The sequence below is a fragment of the Leifsonia sp. NPDC056665 genome (assembly GCF_042791795.1).
Taxonomy (GTDB): Bacteria; Actinomycetota; Actinomycetes; order Actinomycetales; family Microbacteriaceae; genus Leifsonia.
In genome coordinates, this window is sequence record NZ_JBHTXK010000030.1 from 1 (window position 1) to 12,227 (window position 12,227).

At 68.3% G+C, this 12,227-nt stretch carries 12 protein-coding genes; 9 read left to right on the forward strand and 3 right to left on the reverse strand.

The features are described 5' to 3' along the window. Positions 1-4 precede the first annotated feature (4 nt). Together ACFQ9V_RS18780 and ACFQ9V_RS18785 are read left to right on the forward strand one after the other, a co-directional pair. Positions 5-943: a carbohydrate ABC transporter permease gene (locus tag ACFQ9V_RS18780; protein ID WP_382460677.1), complete on the forward strand. Its 939-nt coding sequence runs from the start codon at positions 5-7 to the stop codon at positions 941-943. Next, positions 937-1,773 (forward strand): carbohydrate ABC transporter permease, encoded by an 837-nt coding sequence (locus ACFQ9V_RS18785; protein ID WP_382460638.1) that lies wholly within the window; start codon positions 937-939, stop codon positions 1,771-1,773. Before ACFQ9V_RS18780 ends, ACFQ9V_RS18785 begins: the two co-directional genes overlap by 7 nt. Before the next feature lie 57 nt (positions 1,774-1,830). On the opposite strand, the gene ACFQ9V_RS18790 is transcribed toward ACFQ9V_RS18785, so the two are convergent. Then, positions 1,831-2,919: a LacI family DNA-binding transcriptional regulator gene (locus ACFQ9V_RS18790; protein ID WP_382460639.1), complete on the reverse strand. Its 1,089-nt coding sequence runs from the start codon at positions 2,917-2,919 to the stop codon at positions 1,831-1,833. Positions 2,920-3,112: 193 nt separating this feature from the next. Between ACFQ9V_RS18790 and ACFQ9V_RS18795 the strand changes: the two genes are divergently transcribed. The 5 genes from ACFQ9V_RS18795 to ACFQ9V_RS18815 are packed head-to-tail and all read left to right on the forward strand — an operon-like array spanning position 3,113 to position 7,769. After that, positions 3,113-4,000, forward strand: coding sequence for an ABC transporter substrate-binding protein (locus tag ACFQ9V_RS18795; protein WP_382460640.1), 888 nt, complete (start codon positions 3,113-3,115; stop codon positions 3,998-4,000). 16 nt (positions 4,001-4,016) lie between these two features. After that, positions 4,017-4,805, forward strand: a complete 789-nt coding sequence (locus tag ACFQ9V_RS18800; protein WP_382460641.1) for an amino acid ABC transporter permease — start codon at positions 4,017-4,019, stop codon at positions 4,803-4,805. Next, on the forward strand, positions 4,802-5,572 hold the full coding sequence (locus ACFQ9V_RS18805; RefSeq protein ID WP_382460642.1) for an amino acid ABC transporter ATP-binding protein: 771 nt from the start codon (positions 4,802-4,804) through the stop codon (positions 5,570-5,572). The genes ACFQ9V_RS18800 and ACFQ9V_RS18805 overlap by 4 nt, the downstream gene beginning before the upstream one ends. Beyond that, positions 5,569-6,585, forward strand: a complete 1,017-nt coding sequence (locus ACFQ9V_RS18810) for a Gfo/Idh/MocA family oxidoreductase (protein WP_382460643.1) — start codon at positions 5,569-5,571, stop codon at positions 6,583-6,585. Before ACFQ9V_RS18805 ends, ACFQ9V_RS18810 begins: the two co-directional genes overlap by 4 nt. Before the next feature lie 5 nt (positions 6,586-6,590). After that, on the forward strand, positions 6,591-7,769 hold the full coding sequence (locus ACFQ9V_RS18815) for an NAD(P)/FAD-dependent oxidoreductase (protein ID WP_382460644.1): 1,179 nt from the start codon (positions 6,591-6,593) through the stop codon (positions 7,767-7,769). A 71-nt stretch (positions 7,770-7,840) separates the two neighbouring features. On the opposite strand, the gene ACFQ9V_RS18820 is transcribed toward ACFQ9V_RS18815, so the two are convergent. Together ACFQ9V_RS18820 and ACFQ9V_RS18825 are read right to left on the reverse strand one after the other, a co-directional pair. Continuing rightward, the gene (locus ACFQ9V_RS18820; RefSeq protein WP_382460645.1) at positions 7,841-9,202 is read right to left on the reverse strand and encodes an APC family permease; all 1,362 of its coding nucleotides are present in this window, start codon (positions 9,200-9,202) and stop codon (positions 7,841-7,843) included. Next, a complete protein-coding gene (locus ACFQ9V_RS18825; RefSeq protein ID WP_382460646.1) occupies positions 9,199-10,098 on the reverse strand; it encodes a carbon-nitrogen hydrolase family protein in 900 nt (299 codons plus the stop codon). The genes ACFQ9V_RS18820 and ACFQ9V_RS18825 overlap by 4 nt, the downstream gene beginning before the upstream one ends. 131 nt (positions 10,099-10,229) lie before the next feature. Here ACFQ9V_RS18825 and ACFQ9V_RS18830 point away from each other — a divergent pair, with 131 nt between their 5' ends. Then, complete coding sequence (locus tag ACFQ9V_RS18830; RefSeq protein WP_382460647.1) at positions 10,230-10,856, forward strand: TetR/AcrR family transcriptional regulator; 627 nt, start codon at positions 10,230-10,232, stop codon at positions 10,854-10,856. A gap of 208 nt (positions 10,857-11,064) precedes the next feature. Further along, complete coding sequence (gene glsA, locus ACFQ9V_RS18835) at positions 11,065-12,165, forward strand: glutaminase A (RefSeq protein ID WP_382460648.1); 1,101 nt, start codon at positions 11,065-11,067, stop codon at positions 12,163-12,165. Positions 12,166-12,227 lie beyond the last annotated feature (62 nt).

The following is a 12,227-nucleotide window of genomic DNA, read 5'->3' on the forward strand; positions in this document are numbered from 1 at the left end:
GCGCATCGAGCGCGGCCGCACGGCGCCCCCGGCCCGCGACGCCGCACCGCGGGTCGTCCGACGCGGGCCGGCCCGCTGGCGGGGGCTGATCTGGCTGATCCCGGCGCTCGCGGTCCTCGCGGTGTTCGTCTACTGGCCGCTGATCCAGAACATCGTCTTCAGCTTCCTGAAGTGGAACATCTACAGCGGCGAGCAGACCTTCGTCGGCGTCGCCAACTACGCGAATCTCGCACAGGACCCGATCTTCTGGCGGGCGCTCGGCAACAACGGCTGGTACGCCGGGCTCTCGATCGTCTTCCAGGTGTTCGGCGCCCTCGTTCTCGCGGCGATCGTCGAGAGCGTGCGGAGCGAGCGGTGGCGGAAGGCGTTCCGCGCCATCTACTTCATCCCGTCGGCGATCTCGCTCACCGTTGCGGGTCTGCTCTTCTACTTCATCTACCAGCCGCAGACCGGCATGCTGAACGTCTTCCTCGACAATCTGGGGCTGGGCCAGTTCTCGCAGGCGTGGCTCGGCCACGAGGGCACGGCGATCTTCGCCGTCATCGCGATGAGCCAGTGGCAGGGCTTCGGTTACAGCGTGCTGCTGTTCTCCGTGGCGTTGCAGCGCATCCCCACAGAGCTCTACGAGGCCGCGAACCTCGACGGTGTCGGGCCGTTCCGCCGGTTCTTCCAGGTGTCGCTCCCGCTTGTGCGCGAGATGACCGGTCTGATGATGATCGTCACGATCTCGGGCGCGTTCCAGGTCTTCAACGAGGTCATGGTGATGACCAGCGGCGGACCGAACAACTCCAGTCAGGTGCTCGGCACGTGGCTCTACCATGCCGGCTTCGTCACCAACGACTTCGGCTCGGCGGCCGCGATCGGCGTGGCCATCTTCGTCATCACGCTGCTGCTCGCTGCAGCACAGCTCGCATACTCACGCAGGAGGAGAGTGGAATGGTAGCCCTCGCACGGTTCGGCCGCGGCGTCCGCGTCGTCGCGATGTGGGCCCTCCTCGTCGCCCTCGCGGTCGTCGTCCTCTATCCGCTGCTCTGGATGGTGACCAACGCCCTCAAGACGAACGCGGAGCTGTTCGGGGACCCGTTCGCCCTGCCGAGCCGCTGGCTGTGGGAGAACTTCGCCACGGCGTGGAGCCAGGGCGTCGGCGACTTCGTCCTCACGAGCGTGTCCTTGACAGTGCTGGCGACGCTCATCACCGAGCTGGTCAGCGCCTGGGCGGCGTACGGGCTGACGCGGGTCCACATCCCGCTCAACCGCACTTTCACGATCGTCGTGCTGGCCGGGCTGATGCTCGCACCGACCGTCGCGCTGATCCCGCTGGTGAAGCTGTTCCAGGCCTGGGGGCTGTACGACTCCTTCTTCGGACTGCTGATCCTCTACACCGCGTTCCGCATCCCGTTCACGGTTTTCCTCATCCGCGCCTACATGCTCGACCTGCCGCGCGAGGTCGACGAGGCCGCCTCCATCGACGGCGCATCGCGAGCCGCGACGTTCTGGCGCATCATCCTGCCCATGAGCCTGCCGATCATCGCGACCACGATCGTCCTCAACGTGCTGCAGAACTGGAACGAGTACCTGTTCGCCATGATCTTCACCAGCGGCACCGGGGTGCAGACCCTTCCCGTCGGTCTCGCCGACATGATGTCGAAGAACGGCACCCAGTACCCGGTGGTCTTCGCCGGAATGGTGATGGCGGCTCTGCCGATGGTCATCCTGTTCTTCGTCTGCCAGCGCTACTTCGTGCGCGGGCTGGCGGGAGGCGTGGGCAAGTAGGAGCCGCACGCCTACCGGGGCTGCGGACGAGCCGCCGACGCGGGTCGTTGGTCGCTTTCAGCGACCGCCCTCCGCGGCGTACTCGGGAGCGGCGCCCACCGAGCCACGGTCTACCAGCCGGGTTCCGAAGACCACGGCCGGTTCGGCGACGGACTCTCCGCGGACCCGTTGCAGCGCGCGCCGTGCGGCGGCAGCGCCGAGGTCGTAGATCGGCTGCTCCACGACCGTCAGCGGAGGGGTGGTCACTGCCGTCCACTCCGGGTTGTCGAAGGCGATCAGGGAGACGTCCTCGGGGATCCGCAGCCCTTCGGCCCGGATCGTGGCGAAGACCGCCATGGCGATGAGGCTGTCCGACGCGATGATCGCCGTGACCGGTCGCTCCTCGCCGAGAAGCTCCCGCGTCACGGCATCGACACCCCGTCTGCGCGCGTCGAGACGAATGTACTGCTCGGGCGCCTCGATGCCCGCGGCGTCCAGTGCATGCAGGACTCCTTCGACGCGATCGGAGACGGAGGACATGGTGATCTCCTCGCCTCTCCGGTACGTCGAGTGGGAGTACTCGTGCGTCGAGATGAAGGCGATCCTGCGGTGGCCGTGGCGCAGCAGCTCCTCGGTCGCCGCCTCGGCCGCCGAGCGGTTGTCCACGGTCACGGAGTCGTACCCCTCGCCGTTGGCCCGGCGATCCAGCAGGACCAGCGGCCGCCCTGCGCGCGCGGCGCTGGTCAGGTGCTCGACGCGCGCCGACGACGCTGGCGCGACGATCACCGCGTCGACCTGGTTGTCGAGGAGGACCTCCAGGGCTTCCTCTTCGGCCTCGACGTTCTCGTCGGAGTTGATGAGGATGACCGAGTAGCCTTCGGCGCTAGCGACGTCCGAGATCCCGCGCATGGCCAGGGCGAAGAACGGGTTCTCGATGTCGCCCACGACGACGCCTATCGTGTTCGACCGGCCGGTGTTCATGGATTTCGCGAGGGCGTTCGGACGGTAGTCGAGCTCTTCGGCTGCGGCGAGCACGCGATCGCGGACCGCCTGACTGACCTGGCCGTATTCGCCGAGCGCTCTCGCCGCCGTCGCCTTCGAGACGTTCGCCGCTCTGGCGATGTCCGCCACCGTCGCCGCGCGTCGTGTCGGGTGCTGAGGGCTCATCCATGCCGCCTTTCCGTTCGCCCGTCTCACCGTAGCTCGCTGTGTTGACGAACCGGCGATGCGTGGGGTAGTGTCCCAGAAAACCAACTGAGACCGGTCTCAGCCTAACCAACTGAGACCGGTCTCAGCAACCACATCGACGTGGACCGCCCTGCGTCCCGCCGAACCGCCCAACGCACGATTGGACCCCGCAGTGAATCGACGCACCATCCTCCGGCCGGCCGGCCTCCTCGCGGCCGTCGCCGCAGCCGCCCTCGTCCTCTCCGCCTGTTCCGCCGGCGGCAGCACGGGTTCGGCCGCCGGCGCCACCGGCTCCGCAACGCAAGGCAACCCCTACGGGCTGATCCAGGCGGGCACGGTCCGCGTGGCCAGCCTCGGCGACGCCAAGCCGTACACCTTCACCGACGCCAAGGGCGACTTCACCGGCTTCGATGTCGAGCTGTTCACCGACGTGGCCAAGCGCGCCGGACTCGGCACGGCGGTCTTCACCGGTCAGGACTTCTCCGGCCTCCTCTCCGCCGTCGCCAACCACCAGTTCGACGTCGGCGTCGCTGCAATCGGCATCACCGCCGACCGCAAGAAGACGGTCGACTTCTCCGACGGATACCTGGCCGGGTACCTGAGCGTGCTCACCACGAAGACCTCGGGCATCGACTCCGCGAAGGGCCTGGACGGCAAGCGCCTGGGCGTCGTGCAGGGGACGCTGCAAGAGACCTACGCGGCCGCACACTTCCCGAAGGCGAGCCTTGTGCGCTTCCCGGACAACAACTCGGCCGTGTCGGCGCTGAACAGCGGCTCGATCGACGCGCACTTCCTCGACTACGAAGCAGTGAAGAGCTACATCGCGCAGTACCCGGACCTCAAGGACGCCGACGACATCCCCTCGTTCGACGCGCCGGCCGGTTTCGCGATCGCGAAGGGTAACCCCAAGCTCAAGGCCGCGCTGAACACTGCGCTGCACGCGGCGATGGAGGACGGCACCTGGAAGAAGCTCTACCAGAAGTGGTTCCCGGGCTCGCCGATGCCCGAACAGTACCTTCCCAAGGCCGAGCAGACCTCGACCCCCACCCCGAGCAAGTAGTCCGTCAGGGACCCCCATGAACTGGCTCGACACCATCACACACACCTTCTTCGACCTCCCGTCGATGCTGCAGGTCTTCCCGCAGCTGCTCGGCGTCGGATTGGTGAACACGCTGATCATCTCCGCCGCGGCGACCGTGCTGGGCGTCGTGCTCGGCATGGTCCTCGCGGTCATGGGGATCTCCACGTCGCGGTGGCTGCGCATCCCGGCGCGCGTCTACACGGACGTCTTCCGGGGACTCCCCGCGATCCTGACCATCCTCCTGATCGGGCAGGGGTTCGCGCGGTTCTCGCAGTCGGTCTTCGGCCCGTCACCCTATCCGCTCGGGATCCTGGCGCTTTCCTTGATCGCGTCGGCTTACATCGGCGAGATCTTCCGCGCCGGCATCCAGAGCGTCGACCGCGGCCAGTTGGAGGCGTGCCGGGCGCTCGGCCTGAGCTACGGCAAGGCGATGCGCCTGGTCGTCGTGCCTCAGGGCGTGCGTCGGGTCCTCCCAGCCCTGGTGAACCAGTTCATCGCGATCGTGAAGGACTCCAGCCTCGTGTACTTCCTCGGCCTCCTGGTCGGGGAGCGCGAGCTGTTCCGGGTCGGCCAGGACGCGGCCGTGCTGACCGGCAACCTGTCTCCGCTGGTCCTCGCCGGGCTGTTCTACCTGGTCATCACCGTGCCGCTCACGCACGTGGTGAACCACTTCGACAACCGGTTCCGCACCGGCCGCCGCAAGCCGACCACGCCGAGGAGCGGCCTGGACGAGCTGGACGAGGTGCAGACCCCTGCGCCGATCACCCTCGGGAGCAACACATGACCTACACCTCTCCTCTTCCCGCCCAGACGAAGCCGGACTTCCGTGGCTCGGCTCTCGAGCTGGTCGACCTCACGATGGCGTACGGCGACGTCGACGTCCTCCGCGGCGTGAGCATGTCGGTCGCACCCGGCACGACGACCTGCGTGATCGGGCCTTCCGGGTCGGGCAAATCGACCATGCTGCGCGGCATCAACCGGCTGCACGAGCCGAAGTCGGGCGACATGCGACTCGACGGCGAGAGCATCCTCGGCACGAAGCCGGATGCGCTCCGCCGCCGGATCGGGCTGGTGTTCCAGCACTTCAACCTGTTCCCCGACCACACCGCGCTCGAGAACGTGATGCTCGCCCTGCGCTCGGTGAAGAAGCTGCCAAGGGATCAGGCCAGGCGCGTCGCCGAGGAGCGCCTGACCGAGGTCGGTCTGGACGCGCGGATGGACCACAGGCCGCGCGACCTCTCCGGCGGTCAGCAGCAGCGCGTCGCTATCGCGCGAGCGCTCGCGATGGAGCCGGAGGTCATGCTGTTCGACGAGGTCACCAGCGCGCTCGACCCGGAGCTCGTGAAGGGCGTCCTGAATCTGATGGCGGATCTCGGGCGCCGCGGGATGACCATGGTCGTCGTCACGCACGAGATGAACTTCGCCCGCAAGGTCGCCGACCAGGTCGTCTTCATGGACGAGGGACGCGTGGTGGAGACCGGCCGCCCCGCCGACCTCTTCGAGCGGCCGGAGAGCCCGCGCCTCCAGCGGTTCCTGTCGGAAGTGCTGTGAGCGCATCGCCGATCCGCGTCGGCCTCATCGGCTACGGCGTGGCGGGCCGCGTGTTCCACGCCCCGCTGCTGGCGGCCGATCCCGCCTTCGAGCTCACGGCGGTCGTCACCTCGCAGACCGCCCGGCTGCAGGCCGATCACCCGGACGCGTCAGCCGTCGCCGATGTGGATACGCTGCTCGCGCATCCCGGGATCGACCTCGTGGTCGTGGCGTCGCCGACGCCGCTGCACGTCTCTCACGCGACCGCCGCGGTGGAGGCGGGGAAGGCCACCGTCGTCGACAAGCCCTTCGCGCCCGATGCGGCGTCGGGTCGCGAGCTCGTGCGGCGCGCCGAGACGGCCGGTGTCCCGTTCACGGTCTTCCAGAACCGGAGGTGGGACGGCGACTTCCTGACGCTGAGAAGGCTGGTCGACGATGGCGCGCTCGGAGAGGTGCGGCGCTTCGAGTCGCGGTTCGAGTGGTGGAAGCCGTCCCCTGACTCCTCCTGGAAGTCGGAGACCGCGACGGGTGACGGCGGCGGCATCCTGTTCGACCTCGGCGCCCACCTGATCGACCAGGCGCTCGTCCTGTTCGGGCCGGCGCGGGTCGGGCACGCCGACGTGCGCAACCGTCGCGGGGGTCGTGCCGACGATGACGTGTTCGTCGTGCTGGAGCACGCGTCCGGCACGACGAGCCACCTCTGGATGAGCGCCGTCGCCCCGGTGACCGGTGAGCGGTTCCGGGTCCTCGGCTCTCGTTCCGGATTCCTCTCGTCCGGTCTGGACCCGCAGGAGGATCAGCTCGCAGCCGGTCTGCGCCCTGGCGCCGAACGATTCGGGGCGTCCGGCTCACGGGCCCTGATCGGCACTGGCACGGACCGTGCCGAGGTCCCCCTCGCACCAGGCGACTACGCCGGCTTCTACCGGCGGCTCGCGCAGTCGCTCACCGACGATGCCCCGCTCCCCGTCGACCCGCGCGACAGCCTCGCCGTCCTCGAACTGATCGACACCATCCACATCCTGAACCGAAAGTGAGTACCATGTCCGTCCCCCACGCCCCTTCCCGTGTCGTCGTCGTCGGCGGTGGCATCCTCGGCGCCTCGACCTGCGCCCACCTCGCGCGCGGCGGCGCCGAGGTGACACTCGTCACCGCCGGCGCCCTCGCCGACGGAGCATCCGGCCGGTCGATCGCCTGGATGAACTCGTCGGGGGATCGCACCGCCGAGTACCACTACCTCCGGCTCGTCGCGCTCGACCGCTATCGCACCTGGCGCGAGCGTCATCCGGAGGGCCACCGGTTCGTGCGATTCGACGGTGCGATGAAGTGGGCCGGCGAGGGCGAGAGCTTCCGCGAGACCTTCGCGTTCGAGCGCGCCAACGGCTACGACTCGGTCTGGGTCGACCGCGCGGACGTGCCCCGGTTCGCCCCCGATGTTGATGTCGCCTCCGTCGCCGAAGAGGGTGCCATCTTCAACGCCGGCGAAGGCTGGGTCAGCCTGCCGGACGTGATCGCCGCGCTCGCCGCGGAGGCGGTCGAGCACGGCGCGACGATCCGCGAAGGCGTCGGAGAGGCCCGCGTGGACATCGTCGACGGCGAAGCCGCCGGCGTTGTCCTGGCGGACGGCACACGCCTGTCGGCCGACCATGTCGTACTGGCGACCGGTCCGAGCGTCCCTCGCGACCTCGCAGCGCTGGGCGTGACGGTCCCCGACTCCACCCCTGCCGCCTTCGTCGTGTTCACCGACCCGGTGGAGGTCGAAGTCACGACGGTGCTCAACACCCCGCGCGTCGCGATCCGGCCCACCCCGGACGGACGCCTGGTCCTCGACGCCGATTGGGCGGAGCAGTCGATCGTGATCGCGGCAGACGGATCGCTCGTGATCCCGGAAGAGTCGGTACAGGGGCTGCTCGAGGAGGCATCGAAGGTCCTGAGCGGAAACCCGAGCCTGACGGTCAACCGGGTGGGGGCGGGGCTGAAGCCGATCCCCGGCGACGGTGAGCCGGTGGTCGGACCGGTCCCCTCGATCCCGGGCCTCTACGCGCTGTTCACCCACTCGGGCGCGACGCTCGGCCTCGCCCTGGGTGAGCTCGCAGCCGAGGAGATCCTGACGGGAGCGCCGTCACCGGTGCTCGAGACCTTCCGGTTCGACCGGTTCGGCGTCGACGAGTCGTCCGAGGAGGTCGCCACGGGCGCCTGGAAGCCCGTCATGCAGAACTGACCGTGGAGGCAGGCCGAGATCGACCGTCTGCGCCCGCGCGCCTGGCGACGCGCGGGCGCAGACGGTCCCGATCAGCTCTCCGGCACAGGCTCCCGCCGGTCGGCGACGTCGGTGTCGTCTGCGCGCATCTCCGGCGGACGGCGACGGAAGCCGCGGGTGAGCACCGCGAGGTAGAGCACGCCGATGATCAGCCAGCCGATCCCGAGATAAAGGGCGATCGGTCCGAGCTGCGTCAGCAGGTAGAGGTCGACCAGTGCGCCCAGGGCCGGCAGGACGAGGAACTTCGTGATCGACGGACGTTCGTGATTCCGGCGCTGTCGGACGAAGTGGACGATCACGCAGACGTTGACCATCGTGAAGGTCAGGAACGCACCGAAGTTGATGAACGACGTCGCTGTGTCGAGGGAGAGCCCGAGTCCGAACATCGCGACGACGCCGATCAGGATCAGGTTCAGCAGCGGCGTGTTGAACCGGGCGTCGAGTCGGCCGAAGAAGCGCCGCGGCAGCACGCCGTCGCGGCCCATCACGTACATCAGCCGGCTCGTGCTGGCCTGGATGGCCATGGCCGACGCGAAGCCGCCAACGATGATGACCAGGTTCACGATGTCGGCGAAGACCTTGCCGCCGACGAGGACGGACATCGCGTAGGAGGCCGTCGACGGGTCCTTGAAGGTTCCGCCGGGGTGCACGAGCTGCATGACGTACGAGACGACCACGAAGATCAGCCCGCCGATCACGACGGCGAGGAAGATGCCGCGCGGGATGTTGCGCTCCGGGTTCACCGTCTCCTCGCTCAGCGTGCTGATCGCATCGAACCCGAGGAACGAGTATGCCGCGATGGCAGCACCGGCCGAGACCGCGGCGATCGTGCTGGTGGAGTTCCACAGCGGCGCGGTGACCGAGGCCACATGCGTCGTGGTCAGGTGGCCGACGCAGAGCACGATGAAGGCCGCGATGCCGAGGCCGGTCAGCGTCATCAGCGTCTTGTTGACACGGTCGGCCAGCACGATGCCGAGGCCGTTGACGATCGTCGTGACCACGATGTTGATGATCAGCCAGACCCACACCGGCACGCCGGGGAATTGCGCGTTGAGGTAGACGGACTGGATCAGCCACGCCACCATCGGCAGGAAGAAGTAGTCGAGTAGGATCGCCCAGCCGACCAGGAAGCCGACATTCGCGCCGATGGTCCTGCGCGCATAGGTGTAGGCGGAGCCCGACGCGGGGTAGAGCCGCGCCATCCTCCCGTAGCTCAGAGCGGTCAGCGACATCGCGGCGGCCGCGATGATGTACGACGTCGGCGACGTACCGTTGCTCGCGCCGGCGATGACGCCGAAGGTCAGCATGACGATCGCAGGCGACATGTAGGCGACGCCGAACAGGACGATGGAGGACAGCGAGAGCTTGGCGTTCAGGTGCGGTGTCGCGCTCATGCGCCGACCTCCTCGAGGATCGCGGAGCGCGGAGCCCAGCGCGACGCCGAGATGCGGCCGTCGTAGAGCGGGAGCTCGATGCTCGCGTCGTCCCCGTCGAACTGCCGCCACGGCCGGGTGACCCCCGCCGTGCCGAACTGGCGGACCAGCCCGACCTCGTCCAGATCGATCGTGTCGGTGAGCACCACGGACTCGGAGCTCGACGACTCCACCCGCGCGCGCCCCTGAGGATCGACCAGGAGGCTGCGGCCGATACCGTCCGGGGAGGCCGCGTTGACACTGGCCACGAAGACCTGGTTCACGATGGCGTTCGCCTTGGCGATGGTCACCTCCTGGGCGCGGTCCGCGGTGGGGGTCCGGACCACGTTGACGATGAGCTCCGCCCCAATCCAGGCGAGCTGGCGGCTGCTTTCGGGGAACCACGCGTCGTAGCAGATCGACAGTCCGACGCGGCCGTGGCCGGTCATCTCGAACACGACGAAGTCCGATCCGGCGGCGACCGTCTCGTACGGGCGCCAGGGGAACACTTTACGGTAGGACGCGACGCGGCGACCCTCGGGGGAGTAGGCCGTCGCGGTGTTGTACACCCGCCCGTCCTCCCCGCGCTCGTAGAAGGTGCCGGGGATCAGCCAGACGCCGAGGTCGCCCGCGACCTCGGCGAGCTGCCGGTCGAGCGGGCCGTCGAGCGGCTGGGCGAGCGCCTCGATGCGCTCGGCGGCGTCGGACGGAGCGTCGTCGGCCCCGGCGTCAGCGAGGTGCAGCTCAGGGTAGGCGAAGAGGTGCGTGCCGGGGAGCGAGCGCGTGAGGCGCCCGAGCCCTTCGGCGAACGCGCCGACGTCGTGGTGCGGGGCTGCTGGTGCTTGCACCAGGGCCAGGGACAGGGGTCGGGTCATCATCAACCGGATTCCGCGAAGGCCCCTCGAGGGGCGACGAATAAATTAAACGAAATTTATGTAATTAACTCGCAACTGTCAAGCGTTCGGCCAGGACTCCCTCCCGGCTCGCGCCGGTGTGTCACTATCGACGTATGGCCCGGCCGAAGGAACAGACCAAACGTCGCGACCAGCTCATCGCCGCAGCCTCCAGCGCAGTGCTCCGGCACGGGGCGAGCGGGTTGCGGCTGGCCGACATCGCCGAGGAGGCCGGCCTGACCTCCGCCTCGGTGCTCTACTACTACCCCGACGTGCGGGAGCTGTACACCGCCGCCTTCGCCCAGGGCGGCGAGGAGTACATCGCGCTGCGCGAGGCCCATGTGCAGGCCGCGGACTCCCCGGAGGCGAAGCTCGCCGCGTGCATCCGGTCCGGGATCCCGTGGCCCGGCCACGCGGAGGAGGCCAGCCGCCTGCTCTACGAGCTGACGCCGATCGTGCTGCGCAACGACGCGGCGGCGGCCGAGCACGTTGCACTGATCGCGCGACAGGCTGCGCTCTACGAGCGCGTGCTGCGCGAGTGCGAGGCGTCGGGGCGCTTCCGTCTCCGGCAGCCGGCCGAGGTGCTGGCGCGCGGTTTCGTCGCCCTGGAGGAAGGCTTCGGCGTCGACGTGCTGGTCGGCGAACTCGACCCCGTGCTCGAGCAGCAGTGGCTCGATGAGTATGCGCGGGTGATGGTGGTCGCAGCAGATCACGACCGCGGGCTTCACGACCCGGGACGGTGACGAGAGCCACCCTCCGCGCGAGCATCGCCGCTGCTCGAGACCTCCTGGTTCGACCGCTTCGGTGTCGACGGGTCCTCTGAGGAGGTCGCCATGGGTGCGTGGAAGCCCATCCTGCAGAGCTAGACGACAGAGGCGGTAGATCGCGGAGCTATCATGTGCGTGCAGGGGCGCCCCTGGTTGCCCTGGGGCGATCGTGAGGGAGGACCGGATGGCCTATATCGAACGACAGACACCGCTGCCCGATTTTTCGACGGACGCCGTCCATCGGGACGAACTGCCCGCGCAGGAGAAGGCCGTTTCCACCGGCACCCTTCCGGATGTCGGGCGGGTCCACGCACTCATCGAGACCGCCCACGAGCGCTACCGCGGCCTGGATGACGGGAAGGTCGCCGACTACATCCCCACGCTCGGCGAAGCAGACCCGGCCCTCTTCGGTATCAGCGTGTGCAGTGTCGATGGGCTCACGACCAGTGTCGGCGACTCCGCCCACACCTTCTCGATCCAATCGATCTCCAAGGTGTTCGTGTTCGCCCTGGTCTGCCACGAACTCGGCCACTCGGAAGTGTCGCGCCGGGTCGGCGTGAACAACACGGGCCTCCCGTTCAACTCCGTGATGGCCCTCGAACTGAGCGACGGCGACCCGAGGAATCCGCTCGTGAACGCCGGCGCGATCACGACGACGAGCCTCGCGCCCGGCTCGACGGCCGCGGAGAAGTGGGACTTCGTGCAACGCGGGCTCTCACGCTTCGCCGGGCGACCGCTCGAGATCGACCGCGATGTCTACGCATCGGAGTCGGCCACCAACCAGCGCAACATGGCGATCGCCCGGCTCCTCCAGAGCTATGGGCGGATGGAGTTCGACCCGGTGGAGGCGACCGACGTCTACACGAGGCAGTGCTCGCTCCTGGTGACCGCAGAGGATCTTGCCGTCATGGCCGCCACTCTCGCTGACGGAGGTGTCAACCCGATCACCCGCGAGCAAGTGATCGATGCATCCGTCTGTCGCGACACGCTCGCCGTGATGGCGACGAGCGGACTGTACGAGTTCTCGGGGGACTGGCTGTTCGAGGTGGGCATCCCTGCCAAGAGCGGTGTCTCGGGCGGAATCGTCACGGTTGCTCCGGGCAAGGGCGGACTCGGAACCTTCTCCCCACGCCTCGACCCAGCCGGCAACAGCGTGCGGGGGCAGCGCGCCGCGCGATTCCTCTCCCACTCGCTCGGGCTCGACATCTTCGCATCGACTCCGGGTGTCCTCGCCGAGGACGCGTCACCCGGAGAAGATGCAGAAGTAGATCGACCGATGAGGTGAGCAGCGACCGTCACTCCGAACAACCAACACCAACTCGAACAAAACACTTGTGCGAATGAACA

Excerpts from the sequence above, each read along its gene's own strand:
- ACFQ9V_RS18790 (WP_382460639.1), bottom strand. The coding sequence starts at position 2,919 with ATGAGCCCTCAGCACCCGACACGACGCGCGGCGACGGTGGCGGACATC.
- ACFQ9V_RS18820 (WP_382460645.1), bottom strand. The coding sequence starts at position 9,202 with ATGAGCGCGACACCGCACCTGAACGCCAAGCTCTCGCTGTCCTCCATC.
- ACFQ9V_RS18825 (WP_382460646.1), bottom strand. The coding sequence starts at position 10,098 with ATGATGACCCGACCCCTGTCCCTGGCCCTGGTGCAAGCACCAGCAGCC.
- ACFQ9V_RS18805 (WP_382460642.1), top strand. The coding sequence starts at position 4,802 with ATGACCTACACCTCTCCTCTTCCCGCCCAGACGAAGCCGGACTTCCGT.
- ACFQ9V_RS18785 (WP_382460638.1), top strand. The coding sequence starts at position 937 with ATGGTAGCCCTCGCACGGTTCGGCCGCGGCGTCCGCGTCGTCGCGATG.
- ACFQ9V_RS18830 (WP_382460647.1), top strand. The coding sequence starts at position 10,230 with ATGGCCCGGCCGAAGGAACAGACCAAACGTCGCGACCAGCTCATCGCC.
- ACFQ9V_RS18815 (WP_382460644.1), top strand. The coding sequence starts at position 6,591 with ATGTCCGTCCCCCACGCCCCTTCCCGTGTCGTCGTCGTCGGCGGTGGC.
- ACFQ9V_RS18800 (WP_382460641.1), top strand. The coding sequence starts at position 4,017 with ATGAACTGGCTCGACACCATCACACACACCTTCTTCGACCTCCCGTCG.
- glsA (WP_382460648.1), top strand. The coding sequence starts at position 11,065 with ATGGCCTATATCGAACGACAGACACCGCTGCCCGATTTTTCGACGGAC.